Raw genomic sequence first — 23,460 nt, forward strand, 5'->3', positions numbered from 1 at the left:
TCAGCTCGCTCCCAGCGCCGACAGCACCAATTGGCAACTGCGCTGGCCGTAGCGGGTCAGCACGACGCGAATCTGTACGGCATCGCGGGCCACAACGGCATCCAGCAACTGCGCGAACAGCGTCAGGTATTCGCTCATCTCCGCCTTGCGTTGCTCCAGCGCCAGGTAATAGCTGCGGCTCATGGAAGGCTGCAGATTCTCGACGGTTTCCTGCAGATACGGGTTGTCGGCGAACGGGAACGCGGCGCGCATGACATTGAAGCTGTCTTCGACGAAGGTCTTGACGTCGCCGCGCTCGAAGCTGGCAATCAGGCGCTGCTGGATCTGCAGGAACGGCGCGAGGTCGGCCGGCTCCTGCCAGCGTTCGGCCACGGCCAGGGCGAGCAGAATGTACAACTCGCTCATCAGCGTGCAGAGGCTCTGCACGTTATGCGCATTGAGTTCGGTAACCTGGGCGCCACGGCGCGGCAGGATCGCCACCAGATGGCGGCGTTCGAGAATCAGCAGTGCTTCGCGCACCGAGCCACGGCTGACGTTCAGTGCCAGCGTGACCTTTTGTTCCTGAATGCGCTCTCCGGGCTTGAGTTCACCACGGATGATTCGCTCGGCAAGATGATGAGCGATTTGCTCGGCGAGGCTATCCGGCGCCTTGAACGTCATGACTATCCTAAATACTTGTTAAAACCAAGCCGCGAAGTGTATCGCAACCAAGGCCCATGGCGCAGGGCCATGCACGTGGAAACTGGCACGAAATAAGCAAAACTTTGAACAGCGTCGTATCCGTTTATTGCAACCGGAGCACACCGTTAATCGGCAAATGATCAAAAAGTGATTTTTCCTGACTCAAAGGTCAGAATTTTTATTGACCGAAAAGTCAGAGCTGATAGATTCAGCGTCATGTTCGATTACAAAAAAAGTGCAGAGGGCCTTCCGTGATCCAATTTCTTTTAAACAACGAGCTGCGCACCGAGCATGCTCTGGACCCGAACATGACGGTCCTCAATTACCTGCGCGAACACCTGCACAAACCCGGCACCAAGGAAGGCTGCGCCAGTGGTGATTGCGGGGCCTGCACGGTGGTGGTCGGTGAACTGGCCAGTGATGAACAAGGCGAACAGAGCCTGCGTTATCGCAGCCTGAATTCGTGCCTGACCTTCGTGGCTTCGCTGCACGGCAAACAACTGATCAGCGTTGAAGACCTCAAACATCAGGGCCAACTGCACAGCGTTCAACAAGCCATGGTCGATTGCCACGGCTCGCAATGCGGGTTTTGCACGCCTGGCTTTGTGATGTCGCTGTTTGCCCTGCAAAAGAACAGCACCGCAGCCGACTCGCATCAGGCCCACGAAGCGCTGGCCGGCAATCTTTGCCGCTGCACCGGTTATCGGCCGATCCTCACGGCCGCCGAACAATCGTGCAGCAATCGCCAGCCTGACCAGTTTGATCAACGCCAGACTGAAACCATCGCCCGCCTGCGCGCCATTGCGCCCACGCAAACCGGCGAGTTGAACAGTGGCGACAAGCGCTGCCTGGTGCCGCTGACGGTCGCCGATCTGGCGCAACTCTACGAATCCTACCCGCAAGCGCGGCTGCTGGCGGGCGGCACCGATCTGGCGCTGGAAGTCACCCAGTTTCATCGTCCGCTGCCGGTGATGATCTACGTCGGCAACGTTGCCGATTTGAAGCGAATCGAATATTTCGACGACCGGCTGGAGATCGGCGCCGCGACGTCGCTAACCGACTGTTACGCGGCGTTGCGAGCCGAGTACCCGGACTTCGGTGAATTGCTGCAGCGCTTCGCCTCGTTGCAGATCCGTAATCAGGGCACGCTGGGCGGCAATATCGGCAACGCCTCGCCGATTGGGGATTCCCCGCCGCTGTTGATCGCCCTTGGCGCGCACATCGTGCTGCGCAAGGGTGAGACGCGGCGCACGTTGGCGCTGGAAGACTACTTCATTGATTACCGGGTCACTGCGCGTCAGGAAAGCGAGTTCATCGAGAAGATCATCGTGCCCAGGGCCAACGGCAAACAGGTGTTCCGCGCCTATAAAGTGTCGAAACGGCTGGATGACGATATTTCTGCGGTGTGCGCGGCGTTTCGCCTGCATATCGAGAACGGCGCCATTGCCGATGCGCGGGTCGCCTTTGGTGGCATGGCGGCGATCCCGAAACGCGCGGCAGCCTGTGAACAGGCGCTGATCGGCGCGCCCTGGACCAACGCCACGGTCGAACGCGCCTGCGCGGCACTGGCGGAAGATTTCACGCCACTGTCGGATTTCCGCGCCAGCAAAGAATATCGCTTGTTGAGTGCGCAGAACCTGCTGCGCAAATACTTCATCGAGTTGCAATCGCCGCACATCGAAACGCGGGTGACTGATTATGTCTAACCATCCAGCTCCAAGAACCCAAGCGGAAATGATCGCCCTGTTTCAGCAGGACCTGACCACCGGCGTCGGGCGCAGCGTCAAGCACGACAGCGCTGACAAACATGTGTCCGGCGAGGCGGTGTATATCGATGACCGCCTGGAATTCCCCAATCAATTGCATGTGTACGCACGCCTGTCCGACCGCGCCCATGCGCGCATTGTCAGCGTCGACACCGCGCCCTGCTACGCCTTTGAGGGCGTGCGCATTGCCATCACGCACGAAGACATTCCCGGCCTGAAAGACATCGGCCCGCTGTTGCCTGGCGATCCTCTTCTGGCCATCGACAAGGTGGAATTCGTCGGCCAGCCAGTGATTGCCGTTGCCGCGCGCAGCCTGGACATCGCGCGTCAGGCAGCGATGGCGGCCGTCATCGAATACGAAGACCTTGAGCCGGTGCTGGATGTAGTCGAGGCGCTGCGCAACAAGCATTTCGTACTCGACAGCCACACGCATCAACGAGGTAATTCCGCTGGTGCACTGGCCGCTGCGACCCATCGCATTCAAGGCAATCTGCACATCGGCGGTCAGGAACACTTTTATCTGGAAACGCAGATTTCCTCGGTGATGCCCACCGAAGATGGCGGCATGATCGTTTACTGTTCGACGCAAAACCCCACCGAAGTGCAGAAGCTGGTCGCTGAAGTGCTCGATGTGTCGATGAACAAGATCGTCGTCGACATGCGGCGCATGGGCGGCGGTTTTGGCGGCAAGGAAACCCAGGCGGCGAGCCCGGCGTGTTTGTGCGCCGTGATCGCACGCTTGACCGGGCAGCCGACCAAAATGCGCTTGCCCCGCGTCGAAGACATGCTGATGACCGGCAAACGCCATCCGTTCTATATCGAGTACGACGTGGGCTTCGATGGCAACGGGCGTCTGCACGGCATTCAGCTGGAACTGGTCGGCAACTGTGGTTATTCGCCGGACCTGTCGGCGTCGATTGTCGATCGGGCGATGTTCCATGCCGACAACTCGTATTACCTGGGCGACGCCACCATCAATGGCCATCGCTGCAAGACCAACACAGCTTCGAACACGGCGTATCGCGGCTTCGGTGGGCCGCAAGGCATGGTCGCCATCGAAGAAGTGATGGACGCCATCGCCCGTCACCTGGGCAAGGATCCGCTGGAAGTGCGCAAGGCCAATTACTACGGCAAGACCGAGCGCAACGTTACCCATTATTACCAGACCGTCGAGCACAACATGCTCGAAGAAATGACCGCCGAACTGGAAGAAAGCAGCCAGTACGCCGCGCGGCGCGAAGCGATTCGCAGCTACAACGCCAACAGCCCGATCCTCAAGAAAGGCCTGGCGCTGACGCCGGTGAAGTTTGGCATTTCGTTCACCGCCAGCTTTCTCAATCAGGCCGGTGCGCTGATCCATATCTACACCGACGGCAGCATTCACCTGAACCACGGCGGCACGGAAATGGGCCAGGGCTTGAACGTCAAGGTTGCGCAAGTCGTCGCCGAGGTGTTTCAGGTCGACATTGATCGCATTCAGATCACCGCGACCAACACCGACAAAGTGCCCAATACTTCGCCGACTGCCGCGTCCAGTGGCGCTGACCTGAACGGCAAGGCGGCGCAGAACGCGGCGGAAATCCTCAAACAGCGTCTTGTGGAATTCGCCGCCAGGCACTTCAAGGTCGAGGAAGCGGACGTGGAATTCCGCAACGGCCATGTTCGCGCCGGGGAGCAAATCCTGTCGTTCGAGTCCCTCGCGCAATTGGCGTGGATGGGCCAGGTGTCGCTGTCCAGCACTGGCTATTACAAGACGCCGAAGATTTTCTACGACCGCAGCCAGGCCCGCGGGCGCCCGTTCTATTACTTCGCGTTTGGCGCGGCCTGCACCGAAGTGATCGTCGACACCTTGACCGGCGAATACAAAATGCTGCGCACCGACATCCTGCATGACGTGGGCGCGTCGCTGAACCCGGCCATCGACATCGGCCAGGTAGAAGGTGGCTACATTCAAGGCATGGGCTGGCTGACCACTGAAGAGCTGGTCTGGAATGCCAAGGGCAAACTGATGACCAACGGCCCGGCGGGCTACAAGATCCCGGCGGTGGCAGACATGCCGCTGGACCTGCGGGTCAAGCTGGTGGAAAACCGCAAGAATCCCGAAGACACGGTGTTCCATTCCAAGGCCGTCGGCGAGCCGCCGTTCATGCTCGGCATCGCGGCGTGGTGTGCAATCAAGGACGCGGTGGCGAGCCTTGCGGACTATCGCCATCAACCGAAAATCGACGCGCCCGCCACGCCGGAGCGGGTGTTGTGGGGGTGTGAGCAGATGCGCAAGTTGACCAGCGCGACGACAGCCCCCGTAGGAGCGGATTTATCCGCGAAGAGGCCGGTACCTTCAACATAGTTGGCGTTTGACCCAACGCCTTCGCGAGCCAGCTCGCTCCCACCAAATTCGCGCCTACAGGATTGAGGAATGTTCATCATGAACAACTGGATCAGCGCCCTCGCCGAACTGCAAACCCAGGGCGAAGCCTGCGTGTTGGTGACCATCATCGAAGAGCGTGGCTCGACGCCGCGCAATGCCGGTTCGAAGATGGTGGTCAGCGTCGAACGGATTTTCGACACCATCGGTGGCGGGCATCTGGAATACAAGGCCATGGAAATCGCCCGGGAAATGCTCGCCAGCGGCAGCCAGAATACCCGCCTGGAACGCTTCAGCCTGGGCGCCAGCCTCGGCCAGTGCTGCGGCGGTGTGAACGTGCTGCTGTTCGAACCCATGGGCCAGCCTCAGGCGCACATCGCCGTGTTTGGCGCCGGTCATGTCGGCCGCGCTTTGGTGCCGCTATTGGCCAGCCTGCCCTGCCGAGTGCGCTGGATCGATTCCCGCGAGCAGGAATTCCCGGCGCAGACTCCTCACGGCGTGCACAAAATCGTCGCCGAGGACCCGCTCGATGAAATCGACGCGTTGCCCGGCGGCAGCTACTGCATCGTCATGACCCACAACCATCAGCTGGATCTGGAACTGACCGCCGCGATTCTCAAGCGCGGCGATTTTGCGTATTTCGGCTTGATCGGCTCGAAGACCAAACGGGTCAAATTCGAGCACCGTTTGCGTGACCGGGGTTTTGATGCGGCATTGCTGCAACGCATGCGCTGCCCCATGGGTCTGGCCGAAGTGAAGGGCAAATTGCCCATCGAAATCGCCGTGTCCATCGCCGCCGAGGTGATCGCCACTTACAACGTCAATTTCGGCCAGCACCGTTCAAGTGCCGAACCTATCGCCAAACTGCTGCCGGTGTCCCGCCGCAGCCAGGCCCAATGAGATTTTTATGACGTCCAGCCAAAAAGCCTACCGCGCCGCCATTCTTCACAGCCTCGGCGATCCTGCCGAAGTCGGAATGGACGCTTCCTACGAATATTTCGCCGATGGCCTGCTGCTGGTCGACAACGGCAAAATTTCCGCCATCGGTGATGCGGTGGATTTGCTCGGCACACTCGATGCCGCAGTCGACGTGATCGAGTACAAGGACGCGCTGATCACGCCCGGTTTCATCGACACGCATATCCATTTGCCGCAGACCGGCATGGTCGGTTCCTACGGCGAACAGCTGCTGGACTGGCTCAATACCTACACCTTCCCCTGCGAAAAACAGTTCGCCGACCCGGCCCATGCGGCGGAAGTCGCGGACATTTTTCTCAAGGAACTGCTGCGCAACGGCACCACCACGGCGTTGGTGTTTGGCAGCGTGCACAAGGAGTCGGTGGAGGCGTTTTTCCAGGCCGCAGAAAAGCTCGACCTGCGCATGATCGCCGGCAAGGTGATGATGGATCGCAATGCGCCGGACTATCTGACCGACACGCCGGAATCAGGCTACGCCGACAGCAAGGCCCTGATCGAACGCTGGCACGGCAAGGGCCGTCTGCACTACGCCGTAACCCCGCGTTTTGCGCCCACCAGCACGCCCGAGCAACTGACGCTCGCCGGTCAATTGCTCACCGAATATCCGGATCTGTACATGCAGACCCACATTAGCGAAAACCTGCAGGAAGTCGAGTGGGTCAAGGCGCTGTTCCCTGAGCGCAGCGGCTATCTGGATGTGTACGACCATTTCAAACTGCTGGGCCAACGCTCAGTGTTCGCCCACGGCGTGCATCTGTGCGACGCCGAGTGTGCGCGGCTGGCGGAAACCGGGTCGGCGATTTCATTCTGTCCGACGTCGAACTTCTTTCTGGGCAGCGGCCTGTTCAACCTGCCGATGGCCGAGAAGCATAAGGTTAACGTCGGCATGGGCACGGACGTCGGTGGCGGTACCAGTTTTTCGATCCTGCAAACCCTGAACGAAGCCTACAAGGTCATGCAGTTGCAGGGCGCGAAACTCAGCCCGTTCAAATCGCTGTATCTGGCAACCTTGGGCGGCGCCCGGGCACTGCGTCTGGAAGACAAGATCGGCAGCCTGCAACCGGGCAACGAAGCGGACTTCCTGGTGCTGGATTATCACGCCACGCCGCTGCTGTCCTACCGCCTCAAGCAGGCGAAGAACATCGAGGAAACGCTGTTCGTGCTGATGACGCTGGGGGATGACCGAACCGTGCAGGAGACGTATTCGGCGGGGCAGTTGGTGCATAGCAGGCAATGAAGCAAGACGCCAGTCATCCCGTAGGACCGGCTTCAGCCGGGAGGGCGATCGTTTTGACGATGAATCTGGCGCGACTGGACGCGCCTCCTCCCGGCTAAAGCCGGTCCTACGGGGTGCGTTGCGGTCCAGTTAAGTTACACCACCCGCCCCGGCTTTTTCTTGCTCAGCATCAAGTGTGAAAACACGGCATGCAGGTCATCCGAGGCGTTGTCTTCGTCGAGGTTCAGCTTGCTGTCGATGTGGTCCATGTGGTGCATCATCAGTTCCACCGCGCGCTTGGCGTCCCGCGCTTCAATGGCGTCGATCAGCTGGGTGTGCTCGTCGTAGGAACAGTGCGAGCGGTTGCCGCTTTCGTACTGGGCGATAATCAACGACGTCTGCGAGACCAGGCTGCGCTGGAAGCTGATCAGCGGCGCGTTCTTTGCCGCAACCGCCAACTGCAAGTGAAACTCACCCGACAGGCGAATGCCGGCACCGCGATCACCCTTGGAAAAGCTGTCCCGCTCGTCGCTGACCATTTGCCGCAACTCGGCAAGCTGCTCCGGCGTGGCGTGCTCCACGGCCAGTTCGGTGATGGCTTTTTCCACCAGGCGGCGGGCGAAAAACACCTGTCGGGCTTCCTCGACGCTGGGGCTGGCGACCACTGCACCACGATTGGGCCGCAGCAGGACCACGCCTTCATGGGCCAGACGTGACAAGGCGCGGCGAATGATCGTGCGACTCACGCCAAAAATCTCACCCAGCGCTTCCTCGCTCAACTTGGTCCCCGGCGCCAGACGCTGCTCAAGGATCGCCTCGAAAATATGCGCATAGACGATGTCGTCCTGGGTACCAGTGCGACCGGATTTCAGCGCACGCGGCTGTTTTTTGAGGGGTTGCAACGGTTCGTTCATGAGCGCTCGTGGGCAGTGAGTCGGGGTGAAAAGGATGGGCGCATTGTACACAGGTCTGTTGAACAGCAGCGTTCTGTGGGAGCGAGCTTGCTCGCGAAGAGGACGGTCAGAGCACAACAATTTTGAAACTGAGATATCGCTTCGCGAGCAAGCTCGCTCCCACATGGGTCAACCGTTTTCTGATTTTTCCGCCTTATGCACACAATCCCGATTATTTTTGACACAACACAAAAAACATTATTTGCTTTATTTGTATACAAAAGCATAATCCGTCTCGTGCGAGTTTCTGACCTGACAGTCAACAAAAAACGAAACCCGTCACTCTTCACCTCACGGCGTTGCCTGATGCCGCCGGTTAAAACAACAAAAAATCTTGAGGGGTACCGCTGTGGAAAGCCGCAAATCCGAAGCAACGTCGCTGGATCTCACGCCGCCACGAAGCGGTCTTCTGGAACGCATTTTCAAACTCAGCCTACATGGCACCACCGTCAAAACCGAACTGCTGGCGGGGATGACCACGTTCATCACCATGGCTTACATCATTTTCGTCAACCCGAACATCATGGCCGACGCCGGGATCGACCACGGCGCAGCCTTCGTCGCCACCTGCATTGCGGCGGCGCTGGGTTGTCTGTTGATGGGGCTGTACGCCAACTGGCCGGTGGGTCTGGCGCCGGGCATGGGCCTGAATGCGTTCTTCACTTACACCGTGGTCGGCACCATGGGTTACAACTGGGAGACGGCGCTGGGTGCGGTGTTTATTTCCGGGGTGATCTTCATGTTCCTGACCTTGTCCCGGGTGCGTGAATGGCTGCTCAACAGCATTCCGGTCAGCCTGCGCTACGCCATGGGCGCCGGCGTCGGCCTGTTTCTCGGGCTGATCGGCTTGAAGACGGCAGGCATTGTGGTCGACAGCCCGGCGACGTTGATCAAGCTCGGCTCCCTGCGCGAGCCTGGCCCGTTGCTGGCGGCGATCTGCTTTCTGATGATCGCGGTGCTCAGCTATCACCGGGTGTTCGGCGCGATCCTGATCAGCATCATTGCCGTGACGCTGGCGGGTTGGGGTCTTGGGCTGGTGCATTATCAGGGGATCCTGTCGACACCGCCGAGCCTTGCACCAACCTGGATGGCAATGGATATCAAAGGCGTGTTCAACGTCAGCATGATCAGCGTGGTGCTGGCCTTTCTGTTCGTGCACATGTTCGATACCGCCGGGACATTGATGGGCGTCGCCCAGCGCGCCGGGCTGGTCCGGGCCGACGGCAAGATCGAAAACCTCTCCAGAGCTTTGAAGGCCGACAGCGCGTCCAGTGTGTTCGGCGCCATGGTCGGCGTGCCGCCGGTGACCAGTTATGTGGAAAGCGCGGCTGGTGTCGCAGCGGGCGGACGCACCGGGCTGACGGCCGTGACCGTGGGCGTTTTGTTCGTCGCGGCGATGTTTTTTGCGCCGCTGGCTGGCATGATTCCCGCCTACGCCACGGCGGGCGCGCTGATTTATGTGGCGATGCTGATGATGGGCGGCATGGCCCACATCAACTGGGACGAAGCCACCGACAGCATTCCGGCGATTGTCACGGCGATCATGATGCCGCTGACCTTTTCCGTGGCCGATGGCATTGCATTGGGCTTCATCACTTATGTGGTGCTCAAGGCTGGCACCGGCAAGCACAAGGAGATCTCGGTCAGCCTGTGGGTGCTGTGCGCGATCTTCATTGCCAAGTTTGTTTTCCTCTAGCTCGAACGCAAAAACCGCACACAAGGAGCACACCGCATGACCCTGGAAACCTGGCTGCTGTTCAGTGGCGCCGCTTTGGTGGTGATTCTGATACCGGGACCTTTATCCCTGCTGATGATCAGCAACAGTCTGAATTACGGCCTGCTGCGCTCGTATCCAGCGTTTCTCGGCGGCGTGGTCGCTTCGGTGTGCTTGCTCAGTGCTTCGGCGCTGGGGCTTGGGGCGTTGCTGCTGGCTTCGGAACAGTTGTTCAGTGCCTTGAAAATCGTCGGCGGCCTGTATCTGTTTTACCTGGCCTGGCAAAGCTGGCGGCAATCACGTCAACCGGCAGCGGCGGCCGAGGTGCCGGTCGCGCAGAGCAATCCGCGCTTCGGCTCGTTGTTCTGGCGCGCCTTCGTGTTGGGGGCCAGTAATCCGAAAGACATCCTGTTCTTTGCCGCTTTCCTGCCGCAATTCCTCACGGCCGAGCAGCCGTTTCTCAGCCAGTTGTTGATCATGATCGCAACCTGGACCGTGCTGGATCTGTCTTGCAAGCTGGCCTACGGCTTGAGCGCCCATGGTGCGGCGCGTTATCTGCGCAGCGGCAAGGGCCAGACCTGGTTCAACCGCATCAGCGCCGGGTTGTTTGGTACGGCGGGGGCGGCTTCGTTGTTGAGTCGCTGATTCAAACCCGCTCCCTAATATCTAACGACCGGTAGGAGGGGACTTGTCCCCGAATGCGATGGCCCTGACAACGATAATCCGGAAGGTGAACGCTGCCTGAGCTACCGCCTTTCGGGGACAAGTCCCCTCCTACAAGGCGCAATACCGCCAAAAAAAAGCCCGCAGTGTGGGCGGGCAAGGTAATCGTTGAACCTGTCGTGGTGGTCTAGCTGCCGCGATAGGTCGAATAGCTGTAGGGCGAGATTAGCAGCGGCACGTGATAGTGCTCCTGACCCGCGTCAATGCCGAAGCGCAACACCACTACATCCAGAAAGGCCGGATCCGGCAATGCAGTGCCGCGAGCACGGTAGTAATCGCCGGCATGAAATTGCAGCTGATACACACCCGAACGGTAATCATCGCCCTGTAACAAAGGCCCATCGCAACGGCCGTCGCTGTTGGTCACGGTGCTGGCAACTCGATCAAGGCGTTCGCCTTCAACCCGATACAGTTCGACCTTGATAGCGCTGCCGGGGCAGCCGTGTGCAGCGTCCAGTATGTGCGTCGTCAATCTTCCCATTGCTCGTCTGCGCCTCCTCAAAAGAATCAAATGCCTGAGCTCGCCTCAAAACAGTGCTTACCTGCGCTGCAAAAAAGCAAGCGACGCACGATTAAGACACTTTTAGGAAAAGTTGTACACAATTAAAAGTACCTTCCGGCTTAGGAAATCCAGAAGCCACGGCACCTCACTGGTTTATCGGGAATTGAGGATATTGTTGAGGTTTTTCAGCAGAACCTGACCAGTCAGGCAAGTTTCTTGCAACGTTACTACTCATCAGGAAGGCAAAAAAACAGGGTTACAAAGTGCAAACAAAGTTGTATACAATCTCAACGCCGCAGTGAAAGCAGGCAAAACCATTGCCTCCTGCGAGACACGACACACAGACACGAGGAAGACTGCAGTGAGCGCTGACTACCCACGCGACCTGATCGGCTACGGCAGCAACCCGCCCCATCCACACTGGCCGGGCAACGCGCGCATTGCCTTGTCGTTCGTGCTCAATTACGAGGAAGGCGGCGAACGCAATATCCTGCATGGCGACAAGGAGTCCGAAGCCTTCCTCTCGGAAATGGTTTCCGCGCAACCGCTGCAGGGCGAGCGCAACATGAGCATGGAATCACTCTACGAATACGGCAGTCGCGCCGGTGTGTGGCGCATTCTCAAGTTGTTCAGGGAATTTGATATCCCGTTGACGATTTTTGCCGTGGCCATGGCCGCGCAGCGGCATCCGGATGTCATCCGCGCCATGGTCGCCGCAGGCCATGAAATCTGCAGCCATGGTTATCGCTGGATCGACTACCAGTACATGGACGAGGCGCAGGAACGCGAGCACATGCTCGAAGCGATCCGCATCCTCACCGAAATCAGCGGCGAACGTCCGCTGGGCTGGTACACCGGCCGCACCGGCCCGAATACCCGGCGACTGGTCATGGAAGAAGGTGGATTTCTCTACGACTGCGACACCTATGACGACGACCTGCCGTATTGGGAGCCGAACAACCCCACCGGCAAGGCGCATCTGGTAATTCCGTATACCCTGGACACCAATGACATGCGCTTCACTCAGGTGCAGGGTTTCAACAATGGCGAGCAGTTTTTCCAATACCTGAAAGATGCTTTCGACGTGTTGTACGCCGAAGGCGCCGAAGCGCCGAAGATGCTTTCCATCGGCCTGCATTGCCGCCTGATCGGCCGCCCTGCCCGCCTCGCCGCGCTCAAGCGCTTTATCGAATACGCAAAAAGTCACGAGCAGGTCTGGTTTACCCGCCGCGTTGACATCGCCCGCCACTGGCACACGCAACACCCGTTCAACCCACAGGCGGAGGCTGCGCTGTGAGCCATTTCAAGACGGTCAAACCCTCGGCCCTGAGCCGCGAAGATTTCGTCAGCGTATTCGCCGACATCTACGAGCACTCGCCATGGGTTGCCGAGCAGGCCTACGACAAAGGCCAGGGCGCGGAACTCGACGCTATCGAGACGCTGCATGCTCGCATGAGCGACATCCTGTTGAGTGCTGATCACGCGGCACAACTGGCGCTGATCAACGCTCACCCGGACCTTGCCGGCAAAGCCGCCGTGCAGGGCCAACTGACCGAAGCCAGCACCCACGAACAAGCGGGCGCCGGTATCCACCAATGCACGGCTGAAGAGTTCCAGCGCTTCACCGAGCTGAACGACGCCTATAAAGCGAAGTTTGCGTTCCCCTTCATCATGGCGGTCAAAGGCAGCAACCGGCATCAGATCCTCGCCGCGTTCGAGACGCGCATTCACAATCCGCTGGAAACCGAATTCGACTGCGCGCTGGCAGAGATCAACAAGATTGCGCTGTTTCGCTTGCAGGCGCTGTGACACATACGCCCCTTGTGACCGACTATTCCCACGCCACCGACTGAAAAAAGGCAGACAAAAAGAATGAAAGCTTACGCCGTACCCTTCGAAAAATTCGTCAACCTGGCCGATGCGCGCCTGGGCACCAAAATTATTTCCGTCACCGACGACTGGTTCGCGGACGCCAACCGTTTGTTCCAGCCCACGCCTGCCGTGTTCAAGGAAGGCGTGTTCGATGACAACGGCAAGTGGATGGACGGCTGGGAGTCGCGCCGCAAACGCTTCGAAGGTTACGACAGTGCGGTGATCCGCCTGGGTGTTGCCGGCTCGATCAAAGGCGTGGACATCGACACCTCGTTCTTCACCGGCAATTATCCGCCTTCGGCGTCGCTGGAAGCCTGTTTCCTGGCCTCCGGCGAACCGGATGACGGCACCCAATGGACAGAAATCCTTTCAGCGGTGGAACTGAACGGCGACAGCCATCACTTCCATGAAATCAGCAACGACCAAGCGTTCAGCCACTTGCGCTTCAATATCTACCCTGATGGCGGCGTCGCGCGTTTGCGGGTGTATGGCATCCCGTTCCGCGACTGGTCGGCGGTGGCTGACAACGAGCAGGTCGATCTGGCCTCGGCGCTCAACGGCGGCCGGGCCCTGGCCTGTTCCGACGAACATTTCGGACGCATGAGCAACATCCTCAATCCGGGCCGTGGCGTGAACATGGGTGACGGCTGGGAAACCGCGCGCCGTCGCACGCCGGGCAATGACTGGGTGATCGTCGCCTTGGGTCATGCCGGGGAAGTGGAAAAAATTATCGTCGACACCCTGCACTTCAAGGGCAATTACCCGGACAGTTGCTCGATCCAGGGCGCGTTCGTCAAGGGCGGCACCGATAATCAGATTGAAACCCAGAGCCTGTTCTGGCGCGAATTGCTGCCCAGCCAGAAACTGCAAATGCACGCCGAGCACGAGTTCGCCGAACAGATCAAAGCGCTGGGGCCGATCACCCACATCCGTCTGAATGTGTTCCCGGATGGTGGGGTAAGTCGGCTTCGAGTGCTGGGTAAAGTGTCGAAGTAACCGATTATCCGTAGGACCGGCTTCAGCCGGGAGCAGGCATTCCTGACGCAACAATCGCATCGAATGTGTGGACCCCCTCCCGGCTAAAGCCGGTCCTACGGGTCGTCAGTCTGGAATCAATTGAATTCAAGAACAGAAGACCCAACATGCGCACACTGATCATCGAGCCGTTGACCAAAGAAGCCTTCGCCCCTTTCGGTGATGTCATCGAAACCGACGGCAGCGATCACTTCATGATCAACAACGGCTCGACCATGCGTTTTCATCGTCTGGCCGAGGTGGAAACCGCGACGCCGGATGACAAGGCGATCATCAGTATCTTCCGCGCCGAGGCGCTGCAGATGCCGTTGACGGTGTGCATGCTGGAGCGCCATCCGCTGGGCAGCCAGGCCTTCGTGCCGCTGCTCGGCAACCCCTTTCTGATCGTGGTCGCGCCACTTGGCGATGTACCTGAATCAGAGTTGGCTCGCGCCTTCATTTCCAATGGCAGGCAGGGCGTTAATTACCATCGCGGCGTCTGGCACCACCCGGTGCTGACGATCGAAAAGCGGGATGACTTCCTGGTGGTTGATCGCAGTGGAACTGGCAATAACTGCGATGAGCATTTCTTCACTGAGAGCCAGAAGCTGGTTCTCGACCCCCACCAGCAGGTTGCGTGAAAACGTAGCGAGCGAAGGCAAGACAAGGCGAAAACAGGCGAGGACGCGGAGTTTAGGCTTCTAAATGAGCAGTCCGAGCCTGTTTTCAACGCAGTATTGCCGAGCGGAGTAGTTTTCACGCCAGCTGCGATAAGAGAAGGGTCTGAACGTCCGTAGTGACGACAGGCAAAAGGTAAAAACCGTGGAAGCACATTTGATGGAATGGCTGAATCTGAGCGTGCGCTGGATTCACATGATTGTCGGGATCGCCTGGATCGGCGCGTCCTTCTATTTCGTCTGGCTGGAGAACAACCTCAACCGGGTCAATCCGCGTGACGGTCTGTCCGGGGATTTGTGGGCCATTCACGGTGGCGGCATCTATCACCTGGAAAAGTACAAGCTCGCGCCACCGACCATGCCCGACAACCTGCACTGGTTCAAATGGGAAGCGTATTTCACCTGGATGTCCGGCGTCGCGCTGTTGTGCGTGGTGTTTTACGCCAATCCGACCTTGTATCTGCTGGCTCCGGGCAGCAGCCTGTCTGGCCTTGAAGGCGTTGCGCTAGGCCTTGGTTCGTTGTTCGTCGGCTGGTTCGTGTACAGCTTTCTCTGCGACTCGGCGTTGGGCAAACGCCCTGCCCTGCTCGGCTTTATCCTGTTCGTCCTGCTGATCGCTGCGGCCTACGGCTTTAGCAAAGTGTTCAGCGGGCGCGGCGCTTATCTGCATGTCGGCGCGATCATCGGCACGATCATGGTCGGCAACGTCTTCCGCATCATCATGCCCGCCCAGCGTGCGCTGGTAGCGGCCATTGCCGAGAACCGCACGCCGGACCCGTCGCTGCCCGCCAAAGGCCTGTTGCGGTCGCGGCACAACAACTATTTCACCTTGCCGGTGCTGTTCATCATGATCAGCAACCACTTCCCGAGCACCTACGGCAGCCAGTACAACTGGTTGATCCTGGCCGGGATCGCGGTTTTGGCGGTGCTGGTTCGCCACTACTTCAACACCCGTCACAACAGCCATAAATACGCCTGGACGTTGCCGGTCGCAGCGCTCGGCATGGTGTGTCTGGCTTATGTGACCGGTCCAGCGCCAATGCCAAGAGCGCCGGAAGCCGCGAAGATCAACTATCAGCCGCTGCCGGGTACAGCCATTGGCGGTTATCGCCATGACGAAGCCAGGCCCGAACCTGCGCCCGCGCCGGTTGAAGTTGCCAAGGCCAGCCCCGGTGTCGATTTCGAAAAGGTGCACAGCGTGATTCAGGAACGCTGCGCGGTGTGTCATTCAGCCAAGCCCACCAGCCCGCTGTTCAGCACCGCGCCGGCTGGAATCATGTTCGACACGCCGCAACAGATCCAGCAACTGGCGCCGCGTATCCAGGCCCAGGCCGTGGTCTCGCAAATCATGCCGCTGGGCAACATCACCCAGATGACTCAACAGGAACGTGAGTTGCTGGGGCAATGGATTGATAAGGGGGCGCAGACTAATTGAGGTAGCCCCCTCGGTGAGAGCGAGCTTGCTCGCGAATGCACTGTCATACCTGACGCCAATCGGCGTATGTACCGGCCTCTTCACGAATAAATTCGCTCCTACAGTCGTCAACGGTTTACCCGATATCGTGATCCAAACGTTGTACCGGTCAGCCCCGCTGCCCTTAAAAAATAAAAATAAAATCCGAGGTGTTGCATGTCCGAGTCCACTCACGCGCGCATCCCCGCCGCGCCACCAAGACAACCCCTGCCACTGCTGCAATTGTTCCTGGTGGGCCTGCAACACGTCCTATTGATGTATGGCGGCGCCATCGCCGTGCCGCTGATCATCGGTCAGGCCGCTGGCTTGTCCCGGGAAGAAATCGCCTTTCTGATCAACGCCGATCTGCTGGTCGCGGGCATTGCTACGGTCGTGCAGTCGCTGGGCATCGGGCCGTTGGGGATTCGCATGCCAGTGATGATGGGGCGCCAGTTTCGCCGCAGTCGGCAGCATGGTGGTGATGGCCGGAACGCCGGGGATCGGTATGCCGGGCATCTTCGGTGCGACCATTGCGGCCGGTTTCTTCGGCCTGCTGATCGCGCCGTTCATGTCGAAGATCGTGCGTTTCTTCCCGCCGCTGGTGACTGGCACGGTAATCACGTCGATCGGCCTTTCATTATTTCCCGTCGCGGTGAACTGGGCCGGCGGCGGCAGCAAGGCGACCAGTTTCGGCGATCCGATTTATCTGCTTGTCGCGGCATTGGTTTTGCTCACCATCCTGCTCATCAACCGCTTCATGCGCGGCTTCTGGGTGAACATTTCAGTGTTGATCGGCATGGCGCTGGGTTACGTGCTGGCCGGGCTGATCGGCATGGTCGACCTGACGGGTCTGGCCCAGGCAGACTGGATCAAAGTCGTGACCCCGCTGCACTTCGGCATGCCACAGTTTCATCTCGCACCGATCCTGTCCATGTGCCTGGTGGTGGTGATCATCTTCGTCGAATCCACCGGCATGTTCCTGGCTCTGGGCAAGATCACCGACCGCGAAGTCACCCCTGCCATGCTGCGGCGCGGTTTGCTCTGCGATGCGGCGGCGTCGTTTCTGGCGGGCTTCCTTAATACCTTCACGCACTCCTCGTTCGCGCAAAACATTGGTCTGGTGCAGATGACCGGCGTGCGCTGCCGATCCGTCACGGTGGTGGCCGGCGCGTTTCTGATCACCCTGAGCCTGTTGCCCAAGGCGGCGTTTCTGGTGGCCTCGATCCCGCCTGCTGTTCTGGGTGGTGCGGCCATCGCCATGTTCGGCATGGTGGCGGCGACCGGGATCAAGATTCTCCAGGAAGCGGACATCGGCGACCGGCGCAATCAATTGCTGGTGGCGGTGAGCATCGGCATGGGCCTGATTCCAGTAGTACGTCCGGAATTCTTCGCTCATCTGCCGCACTGGATGGGGCCGATCACCCACAGCGGCATTGCCATGGCGACCCTCAGCGCGGTGCTGCTGAACCTGTTGTTCAATATTCTCGGTGGCGTGGATCGCCAAGCATCGAGCGACGCCGTGCATCCACGTTGATCGAGTGCGTGGCACGGACGATCACCTGCGGGCAGACGTGCCCCAGTTTCGTCACCTGTGCTCCGTCGCAGCGCACTTGAGCCTGATGGCGAGAGCCAGTATTCTCCGCCGCCGCGCCAAAACCGCACATCTTTGGATCCTGACCAAGCGGACAGCTAGCTGACCGAGCGGTCAGCTGTATAAATTTCGGGAAAAACACCTTGAATCGACAGCCCAGAAAGCTTTCGATTGCACTTTTGCGCTTTTTTTATGGCATTGGCCCAGCTCTTGCTATGTATCAAACGCAACTCAAAGCTGACCAAACAGACATGTTTTAACCGGCAATAAAAGGCGCCAAAACAGAGCGCCAAAAACATACCTATCAACAGGGGAGCACCGCATGAACCGCACTATTTCCAGCCTGGTATTTGCCGGCAGTTTGTTGGCCGCCGGACAGACGATGGCCGGCGACCTTCTACAATGGCAGAGCAACAGCCTGACGTATCTGAACGGTCGCGACTTCGCAGTCAATCCGTCGAATCAACAGACCTTCACCTTTGAACATGCTGACGGCTGGAAATACGGCGACAACTTCCTGTTCATCGACAAGATTTTTTATAACGGCAAAGGCGACGCCACTTCAGGCGATAACACTTATTACGGCGAGATCTCCCCACGCTTGTCCATGGGCAAGATCTTCGGTCAGAAATTCGAGTTCGGCCCAATTTCCGACGTATTGCTCGCCGCAACTTATGAGTTTGGTGAAGGCGACAACGAGTCATACCTGATCGGTCCGGGCTTCGACCTGAACATTCCCGGTTTCGACTACTTCCAGCTGAACTTCTACAAGCGCTACACCGACGGCCATCGCCAAGGCTACGGTGCCTGGCAGGTAACTCCGGTGTGGTCCTACACCATTCCCGTGGGCAAATCGGATATCCTGATCGACGGTTTCATGGACTGGGTTGTGGATAACAAGTCCGACCACAACGGCGAATACAAATCCAACGTGCACTTCAACCCACAGATCAAATACGACCTGGGCAAAGCGTTGAACCTGCCGGATCGCCAGCTGTACGTCGGTATCGAGTACGACTACTGGAGCGACAAGTACGGTATCGAAGACACCAAGTACTTCGATACCAACCAGAATACGGCCAGTTTGTTGGTGAAAGTTTTCTTCTGATCGAACGCTGGCGAGGGCCATCAGCGCCCTCGCCGTTGTCACCTGACCGATTTCGCTTGATGGCAGCGGCATGTGAATTGTTTTTTCACATCCCTTTGACCCCTCATTGACTAGTCCCTCCCTAAGATCTGCAGCCAGGCAGTCACTCATTCCTTGAGTGCCGGCACAGTTACGGTCTTCAGCACACCTGTGAATTACGACGCTGTCGATTTTGATTAACCGACCCAGACGGTAGATAGCGCCTCATCATGGAATCACTGTTCAGCCGAATCGTCGCTCATGGCCGAGCGAGCAATAAACCGGGCACTGGCGTTCCGGCTCGCTATCAGAAGCTGGTGGTGATGCTGTCTTTTTTCATCCTGGCGGTATTGATCGGCCTGTGGTTCCTGCGCGCATCGGCGCCGGTGGACCTGGCTCAGGGCCGCAATATGCGCAATGCCGATGTGTATGCGCGCTGGGCCAAAGGCGAACTGGTGGTGCTGGTTCGGCATGCCGAGCGCTGCGATCACTCCACCAATCCTTGCCTTGATGTCGCCGACGGCATTACCCGCAAGGGTCGGAGCGCGGCCGTTGAGCTGGGTAATTCCTTCCGCACGCTGGGCCTGGCCAATGCCGATATCTTCAGCAGTCCGCTGGCCCGAACCCGGCAGACCTCGACCTTCGCCTTCAATCAGGCAAGTGCGGGTGAAGACTGGCTGATCAACTGTCGGCGCACCATGCTGGAGGATGTGCTGCGCCACAAAGCCGACCACCGCAATCTGATCCTGGTCACTCACAGCGAATGCATCGACCAGCTGGAGCGGTCTCTACAGGTGTCGTCGCGCTCAATGCTTGATTACGGCAGCTCGCTGTTCGTCGCCGTGGATCCCGAAGACCATACCGCGCACGTCCTGGGTTTTCTCGACGCGCCAGACTGGAAGTCCGTACTTGCCAAACGCCCGTAACCATCATGAATAACATCAAGCCGGGACATGCCGCGTGAATAATCCAAAACTTCAGTTTTATCTAATCAATATTGGTCTGCCGTTGTTCCTGGCACTTTCAATATTTGTTGTGTTCGACTTGACGCAACTGGACGTGGCAATCAGCAATCTCCTGTATAACGCCGACAGCCACACGTTCTGGCTGGAACATAACAAATTGTTCGAGGACATCACCCACCGCTGGGCACGGATCATTCCGAACTGGACAGGTGAAGCTGCGATTATCGGTGCTGTGCTGTCTTTTCTGTGGCCCCGATTCAACGCTGAAAAACATGTGAGGATGATTGCCTTTTTAGAGAGAACTCAGATCGCAAGGCTGTTGAAGTTCTGCACGCGGCACCGTCGCGACTTCCTATTCCTGGTCCTCTCCTTCGCAATAACCACCGGTGTTATCCACTACTTCAAAAGCCACACCAGCATCTACTGCCCTATCGAAACAACGCTGTATGGCGGCACCATGGAAAAGAAAGAGTGGTTCGAAAATTTCAGCCTGCTGCGTGAAGCCGGTGAAGGTCGCTGCTGGCCCGGCGGCCATGCCTCCGGTGGCTTTACCATGCTCGCCCTGTACTTCGTCGCCCGTCGTTATCGCTGGCGGCATGCCAAGACGCTACTCTCCTGGACGTTATTGCTAGGCATGGTTTATGGGACCACCCGGGTATTACAAGGCTGGCACTTTATGTCGCACACCTTCTGGGCCGGTATTCTGGTGTGGTTCTCTGCATTCTTTACTGCGCTGGCATTTTATGGCCGACGCGTCCTGGAGTTACCGCTGCGTAAAAAGACTGCTCCGGTAGTTCCAGCGGCGCCAGCCGAGTTCGTCGCAGATAACTAATAGCAGCATGGAGAAATTTTTCATGCAACGCTGACTCATTTTTTACTTTTGACTTGGCATTATTCATTCAGGGTCGGACGCAATGTCCGACCCTCGCGTATTGCCCGAACAACAATGACTTCGCTGGCCCACTTCTGAGTTTCAAACATGAATAAACTACCGCAGATCACGCTCGCGTTCTGGATCATGAAAATCTGTGCAACCACATTAGGCGAGACAGCCGGTGATTTGCTGTCCATGACGCTGGATGTGGGCTATGCGATAAGTTCGTTGATATTGATCAGCGTATTCGTTGCGACACTTTTCACTCAACTGGCATCCAGGCGTTACCACCCGGCTCTTTACTGGATCGTGATTCTTTCTACCAGCACGGCTGGCACGACCATGTCGGACTTCATGGATCGCACGCTCGGCCTTGGCTACGCCACTGGCTCGGCCATATTGATTGCGATCCTGCTGGCGATATTCGCCGCCTGGTATTTCAGTGAGAAATCCCTGTCAGTGGACCGTATTACCACCCTCAAAGGTGAGCTGTTCTATTGGTTCGCAATCCTGTTCTCGAACACGCTGGGCACCGCATTGGGCGACTTCCTGGCAGACGACTCGGGATTGGGTTTCGCCGGTGGGGCGTTGTTGATCGGCGGCGCCATTGCAGTAGTCGTTGCGCTCAAGTTCTTCACCAGGATTTCGACGGTGCTACTGTTTTGGGTGGCGTTCGTCCTGACGCGGCCTTTCGGCGCGACGTTGGGCGACTTCCTGACCAAGCCCTTTGACAAGGGCGGCCTGGATTTTGGCACGGTCGGCTCGTCGCTGGTGTTGTTGGCGGTGCTGGTCGCGCTGGTGGTGCTGGCGACCTTTTACAACAGCCAGAAAAAAACACAGAAAAGTCAGGCCGCCATCGGCTTCACTCAGGGATAAGCAAGGTCCCGCGATCATTCTTTGGGCAGGTCAGAAATCCCGTGGCGATTCCCACGGCAACGGCTTACCTGCCCGAATATTCGAATTGATCGAGCGCAACAGTTCCAGCGGGTCACGGTCAGTGCGGGCATGGCTTTGTTCGTCGACCCAGCTGGTGACCTGTTTGCGCTCAAGACTCGGTCGCAGATGAAGAATCTCTACCAGCTGGCGCTCGCACTGTTGTGCATACGCGACCACGCTGGAAAACAAAGGGCTATTCATTGAGTCGAACCTCGCCATTCAGGCCCTGATACGTTTCCATATTTTCCCGGCAACGGTCACCAGTAACACCAGCAGTGCGCCCGCTACCAGCCCCGCGACGGCGTCGATGACCGTCGGGACAACCATTGAAAAGCCACCCACCGACTCAGCAGCACGCTGGGTCAGGTTTTCGCTCCAGTGATGAGCGAATGGCAGGCCGTGGGTGAGGATACCGCCGCCGACCATGAACATGGCAGCTGTACCGACAATAGACAGCACTTTCATCAGCACCGGCGCCAGCCAGAGCAACGCACCGCCGACTGCTTGCAAGGCCGAATTGGCGCCCTTCTTCAGATACAGCCCAAGATCGTCAAGCTTGACGATGCCGGCTACCAGGCCATAAACGCCGACGGTGATCAACACCGCCACGATCACCAGCACGCCGACCTGATCCATGAACGGCCGGGTGGAAACCACGCCCAACGCGAGCACGATGATTTCAGCCGACAGAATGAAGTCGGTGCGAATCGCGCCCTTGATGCGCTCCTTCTCGAAAGCCACCATGTCGACGTTCTGGTCGGCCGTGGCCTGCTTGCGTTGCTGGTGCTCGGCTTCGGTTTCAGGGTGCAGCCATTTGTGCGCGAGCTTTTCGAAACCCTCGAAGCACAGGAACGCACCGCCAATCATCAGCAGCGGCAAGATCCCCCACGGCGCGAAAGCACTGATCAGCAATGCGGCGGGTACCAGAATCGCCTTGTTGAGCAGCGACCCCTTGGCCACGGCCCAAACCACCGGCAGTTCACGGTCAGCACTGACGCCAGTGACTTGCTGCGCGTTGAGCGCGAGATCGTCGCCCAGCACACCGGCAGTTTTTTTTGCAGCGAGCGAGACATCGTCAAGCAGCGTTGCGATGTCATCCAGAAGAGTCAGCAAGCTTCCAGCAGCCACAGGCAATATCCTTAAACAATCAATGAAAATCAAACTGGCGCTATTGAACCATAGCCGTGCTGGCAAATGCCGCGATCTTGAGGCTCGCGTGAGGGCGGTGCTACCATGCGCCTCCGCTGAACGGGCAAGGAAACCTCTGGTTTATGAGCAGTATTCGCGAGCGCAATAAAGAGCTGATCCTGCGTGCGGCCAGTGAAGAGTTCGCCGACCGGGGATTTGCGGCCACCAAGACCAGCGACATCGCCGCCAAGGCCGGTCTGCCCAAACCCAACGTCTACTACTACTTCAAGTCCAAGGAAAACCTCTATCGCGAGGTGCTCGAAAGCATCATCGAGCCCATCCTGCGTGCCTCGACGCCTTTCAATCGAGAGGGTGTACCGGCGCAAGTGCTCAGCGCCTATATCCGCTCCAAGATTCGCATTTCCCGCGAGCTGCCGTTTGCCTCGAAAGTATTCGCCAGCGAGATCATGCACGGCGCGCCGCACCTGACGCCGGAGCAGGTCGAACAGCTCAACGGCCAGGCGCGGCACAACATCGAATGCATCCAGGCCTGGATCGACAGCGGGCAGATCGCCGGGATCGATCCCCATCACCTGATGTTCACCATCTGGGCCGCGACTCAGACCTATGCTGATTTCGACTGGCAGATCTCCACGGTTACCGGCAAGACCAAGCTCGACGACGCGGATTATGAGGCCGCCGCGCAGACGATCATTCGGCTGGTACTCAAGGGTTGTGAGCCCGACTGACCTGTTGTGGGAGATTCTATGTTGCAGGGAAACCCTGCAACCTTAAATTAGGTTGATATTCGCTCTGGTTTTTCATCAGGGCGAATGCCACCCGGCAAAGCTTGCGGGCGAGGATGACCAAGGCTTGGGTTTTGGCGAGCCCCCTGGCCAGATAAGACTCGTAGTACGGCCTCCAAG

General features: G+C 58.4%; 21 protein-coding genes and 2 pseudogenes. 17 read left to right on the plus strand and 6 right to left on the minus strand.

What is annotated here, in order from left to right; all coding sequences use genetic code 11:
- Window positions 1-660, minus strand: a complete 660-nt coding sequence (locus AFK24_RS28140; protein WP_065836349.1) for a GntR family transcriptional regulator — start codon at window positions 658-660, stop codon at window positions 1-3.
- A gap of 272 nt (window positions 661-932) precedes the next feature.
- On the opposite strand from AFK24_RS28140, the gene xdhA reads away from it, so the two are divergent.
- The 4 genes from xdhA (at window position 933) to guaD (ending at window position 7,027) form a co-directional block, all read left to right on the plus strand.
- Window positions 933-2,387, plus strand: coding sequence for a xanthine dehydrogenase small subunit (gene xdhA / locus AFK24_RS28145; RefSeq protein WP_065836350.1), 1,455 nt, complete (start codon window positions 933-935; stop codon window positions 2,385-2,387).
- A complete protein-coding gene (gene xdhB, locus AFK24_RS28150) occupies window positions 2,380-4,794 on the plus strand; it encodes a xanthine dehydrogenase molybdopterin binding subunit (RefSeq protein ID WP_065836351.1) in 2,415 nt (804 codons plus the stop codon). The genes xdhA and xdhB overlap by 8 nt, the downstream gene beginning before the upstream one ends.
- A 78-nt stretch (window positions 4,795-4,872) precedes the next feature.
- Entirely contained in the window at window positions 4,873-5,712 is an 840-nt protein-coding gene (gene xdhC / locus AFK24_RS28155; protein ID WP_065836382.1) for a xanthine dehydrogenase accessory protein XdhC, read from the plus strand.
- Between the two features lie 7 nt (window positions 5,713-5,719).
- Window positions 5,720-7,027, plus strand: a complete 1,308-nt coding sequence (gene guaD, locus AFK24_RS28160) for a guanine deaminase (RefSeq protein ID WP_065836352.1) — start codon at window positions 5,720-5,722, stop codon at window positions 7,025-7,027.
- A gap of 134 nt (window positions 7,028-7,161) precedes the next feature.
- On the opposite strand, the gene AFK24_RS28165 is transcribed toward guaD, so the two are convergent.
- Window positions 7,162-7,920, minus strand: a complete 759-nt coding sequence (locus AFK24_RS28165; RefSeq protein WP_065836353.1) for a GntR family transcriptional regulator — start codon at window positions 7,918-7,920, stop codon at window positions 7,162-7,164.
- A 388-nt stretch (window positions 7,921-8,308) separates the two neighbouring features.
- Between AFK24_RS28165 and AFK24_RS28170 the strand changes: the two genes are divergently transcribed.
- Entirely contained in the window at window positions 8,309-9,655 is a 1,347-nt protein-coding gene (locus AFK24_RS28170; protein WP_065836354.1) for an NCS2 family permease, read from the plus strand.
- Between the two features lie 36 nt (window positions 9,656-9,691).
- Window positions 9,692-10,318, plus strand: a complete 627-nt coding sequence (locus AFK24_RS28175; protein ID WP_065836355.1) for a LysE family translocator — start codon at window positions 9,692-9,694, stop codon at window positions 10,316-10,318.
- A 205-nt stretch (window positions 10,319-10,523) separates the two neighbouring features.
- On the opposite strand, the gene uraH is transcribed toward AFK24_RS28175, so the two are convergent.
- A complete protein-coding gene (gene uraH, locus AFK24_RS28180; RefSeq protein WP_065836356.1) occupies window positions 10,524-10,877 on the minus strand; it encodes a hydroxyisourate hydrolase in 354 nt (117 codons plus the stop codon).
- Window positions 10,878-11,259: 382 nt separating this feature from the next.
- On the opposite strand from uraH, the gene puuE reads away from it, so the two are divergent.
- The 10 genes and pseudogenes from puuE (at window position 11,260) to AFK24_RS28230 (ending at window position 21,346) form a co-directional block, all read left to right on the plus strand.
- Window positions 11,260-12,195: an allantoinase PuuE gene (puuE, locus tag AFK24_RS28185; protein ID WP_065836357.1), complete on the plus strand. Its 936-nt coding sequence runs from the start codon at window positions 11,260-11,262 to the stop codon at window positions 12,193-12,195.
- Window positions 12,192-12,707, plus strand: a complete 516-nt coding sequence (gene uraD / locus AFK24_RS28190; protein ID WP_065836358.1) for a 2-oxo-4-hydroxy-4-carboxy-5-ureidoimidazoline decarboxylase — start codon at window positions 12,192-12,194, stop codon at window positions 12,705-12,707. Before puuE ends, uraD begins: the two co-directional genes overlap by 4 nt.
- Window positions 12,708-12,770: 63 nt before the next feature.
- Window positions 12,771-13,766: an allantoicase gene (alc, locus tag AFK24_RS28195; RefSeq protein ID WP_065836359.1), complete on the plus strand. Its 996-nt coding sequence runs from the start codon at window positions 12,771-12,773 to the stop codon at window positions 13,764-13,766.
- 146 nt (window positions 13,767-13,912) lie between these two features.
- Window positions 13,913-14,425: an ureidoglycolate lyase gene (locus tag AFK24_RS28200; protein WP_065836360.1), complete on the plus strand. Its 513-nt coding sequence runs from the start codon at window positions 13,913-13,915 to the stop codon at window positions 14,423-14,425.
- A 181-nt stretch (window positions 14,426-14,606) separates the two neighbouring features.
- Window positions 14,607-15,896: a urate hydroxylase PuuD gene (locus AFK24_RS28205; RefSeq protein WP_065836361.1), complete on the plus strand. Its 1,290-nt coding sequence runs from the start codon at window positions 14,607-14,609 to the stop codon at window positions 15,894-15,896.
- A gap of 195 nt (window positions 15,897-16,091) precedes the next feature.
- Window positions 16,092-17,448, plus strand: a pseudogene (locus tag AFK24_RS28210) (nucleobase:cation symporter-2 family protein).
- Between the two features lie 379 nt (window positions 17,449-17,827).
- Entirely contained in the window at window positions 17,828-18,613 is a 786-nt protein-coding gene (locus tag AFK24_RS28215) for an outer membrane protein OmpK (protein ID WP_065836362.1), read from the plus strand.
- A 248-nt stretch (window positions 18,614-18,861) separates the two neighbouring features.
- Complete coding sequence (locus AFK24_RS28220; protein ID WP_065836363.1) at window positions 18,862-19,557, plus strand: histidine phosphatase family protein; 696 nt, start codon at window positions 18,862-18,864, stop codon at window positions 19,555-19,557.
- 34 nt (window positions 19,558-19,591) lie between these two features.
- Window positions 19,592-20,428 carry a phosphatase PAP2 family protein gene (locus AFK24_RS28225; protein WP_065836364.1) on the plus strand — a complete coding sequence of 279 codons (837 nt, stop codon included), beginning with the start codon at window positions 19,592-19,594 and terminating at the stop codon, window positions 20,426-20,428.
- 147 nt (window positions 20,429-20,575) lie between these two features.
- On the plus strand, window positions 20,576-21,346 hold the full coding sequence (locus tag AFK24_RS28230; protein ID WP_065836365.1) for a COG4705 family protein: 771 nt from the start codon (window positions 20,576-20,578) through the stop codon (window positions 21,344-21,346).
- A 30-nt stretch (window positions 21,347-21,376) separates the two neighbouring features.
- Here the strand turns inward: AFK24_RS28230 and AFK24_RS28235 are convergent, their stop codons facing one another.
- Window positions 21,377-21,607, minus strand: coding sequence for a hypothetical protein (locus tag AFK24_RS28235; RefSeq protein ID WP_065836366.1), 231 nt, complete (start codon window positions 21,605-21,607; stop codon window positions 21,377-21,379).
- Window positions 21,608-21,625: 18 nt separating this feature from the next.
- On the minus strand, window positions 21,626-22,534 hold the full coding sequence (locus AFK24_RS28240; protein ID WP_065836367.1) for a DUF808 domain-containing protein: 909 nt from the start codon (window positions 22,532-22,534) through the stop codon (window positions 21,626-21,628).
- A 143-nt stretch (window positions 22,535-22,677) separates the two neighbouring features.
- Here AFK24_RS28240 and AFK24_RS28245 point away from each other — a divergent pair, with 143 nt between their 5' ends.
- Window positions 22,678-23,283, plus strand: coding sequence for a TetR/AcrR family transcriptional regulator (locus AFK24_RS28245; RefSeq protein ID WP_065836368.1), 606 nt, complete (start codon window positions 22,678-22,680; stop codon window positions 23,281-23,283).
- Between the two features lie 16 nt (window positions 23,284-23,299).
- Here AFK24_RS28245 and AFK24_RS31750 read toward each other — a convergent pair.
- Window positions 23,300-23,460: pseudogene (locus AFK24_RS31750) on the minus strand (IS110 family transposase); the annotation flags it as partial.

The sequence above is a fragment of the Pseudomonas syringae genome (genome assembly GCF_001698815.1).
Taxonomy (GTDB): Bacteria; Pseudomonadota; Gammaproteobacteria; order Pseudomonadales; family Pseudomonadaceae; genus Aquipseudomonas; species Aquipseudomonas syringae_A.

Excerpts from the sequence above, each read along its gene's own strand:
- AFK24_RS28140 (WP_065836349.1), bottom strand. The coding sequence starts at position 660 with ATGACGTTCAAGGCGCCGGATAGCCTCGCCGAGCAAATCGCTCATCAT.
- xdhB (WP_065836351.1), top strand. The coding sequence starts at position 2,380 with ATGTCTAACCATCCAGCTCCAAGAACCCAAGCGGAAATGATCGCCCTG.
- xdhC (WP_065836382.1), top strand. The coding sequence starts at position 4,873 with ATGAACAACTGGATCAGCGCCCTCGCCGAACTGCAAACCCAGGGCGAA.
- guaD (WP_065836352.1), top strand. The coding sequence starts at position 5,720 with ATGACGTCCAGCCAAAAAGCCTACCGCGCCGCCATTCTTCACAGCCTC.
- AFK24_RS28165 (WP_065836353.1), bottom strand. The coding sequence starts at position 7,920 with ATGAACGAACCGTTGCAACCCCTCAAAAAACAGCCGCGTGCGCTGAAA.
- AFK24_RS28175 (WP_065836355.1), top strand. The coding sequence starts at position 9,692 with ATGACCCTGGAAACCTGGCTGCTGTTCAGTGGCGCCGCTTTGGTGGTG.
- uraH (WP_065836356.1), bottom strand. The coding sequence starts at position 10,877 with ATGGGAAGATTGACGACGCACATACTGGACGCTGCACACGGCTGCCCC.
- alc (WP_065836359.1), top strand. The coding sequence starts at position 12,771 with ATGAAAGCTTACGCCGTACCCTTCGAAAAATTCGTCAACCTGGCCGAT.
- AFK24_RS28200 (WP_065836360.1), top strand. The coding sequence starts at position 13,913 with ATGCGCACACTGATCATCGAGCCGTTGACCAAAGAAGCCTTCGCCCCT.
- AFK24_RS28215 (WP_065836362.1), top strand. The coding sequence starts at position 17,828 with ATGAACCGCACTATTTCCAGCCTGGTATTTGCCGGCAGTTTGTTGGCC.
- AFK24_RS28220 (WP_065836363.1), top strand. The coding sequence starts at position 18,862 with ATGGAATCACTGTTCAGCCGAATCGTCGCTCATGGCCGAGCGAGCAAT.
- AFK24_RS28230 (WP_065836365.1), top strand. The coding sequence starts at position 20,576 with ATGAATAAACTACCGCAGATCACGCTCGCGTTCTGGATCATGAAAATC.
- AFK24_RS28235 (WP_065836366.1), bottom strand. The coding sequence starts at position 21,607 with ATGAATAGCCCTTTGTTTTCCAGCGTGGTCGCGTATGCACAACAGTGC.
- AFK24_RS28245 (WP_065836368.1), top strand. The coding sequence starts at position 22,678 with ATGAGCAGTATTCGCGAGCGCAATAAAGAGCTGATCCTGCGTGCGGCC.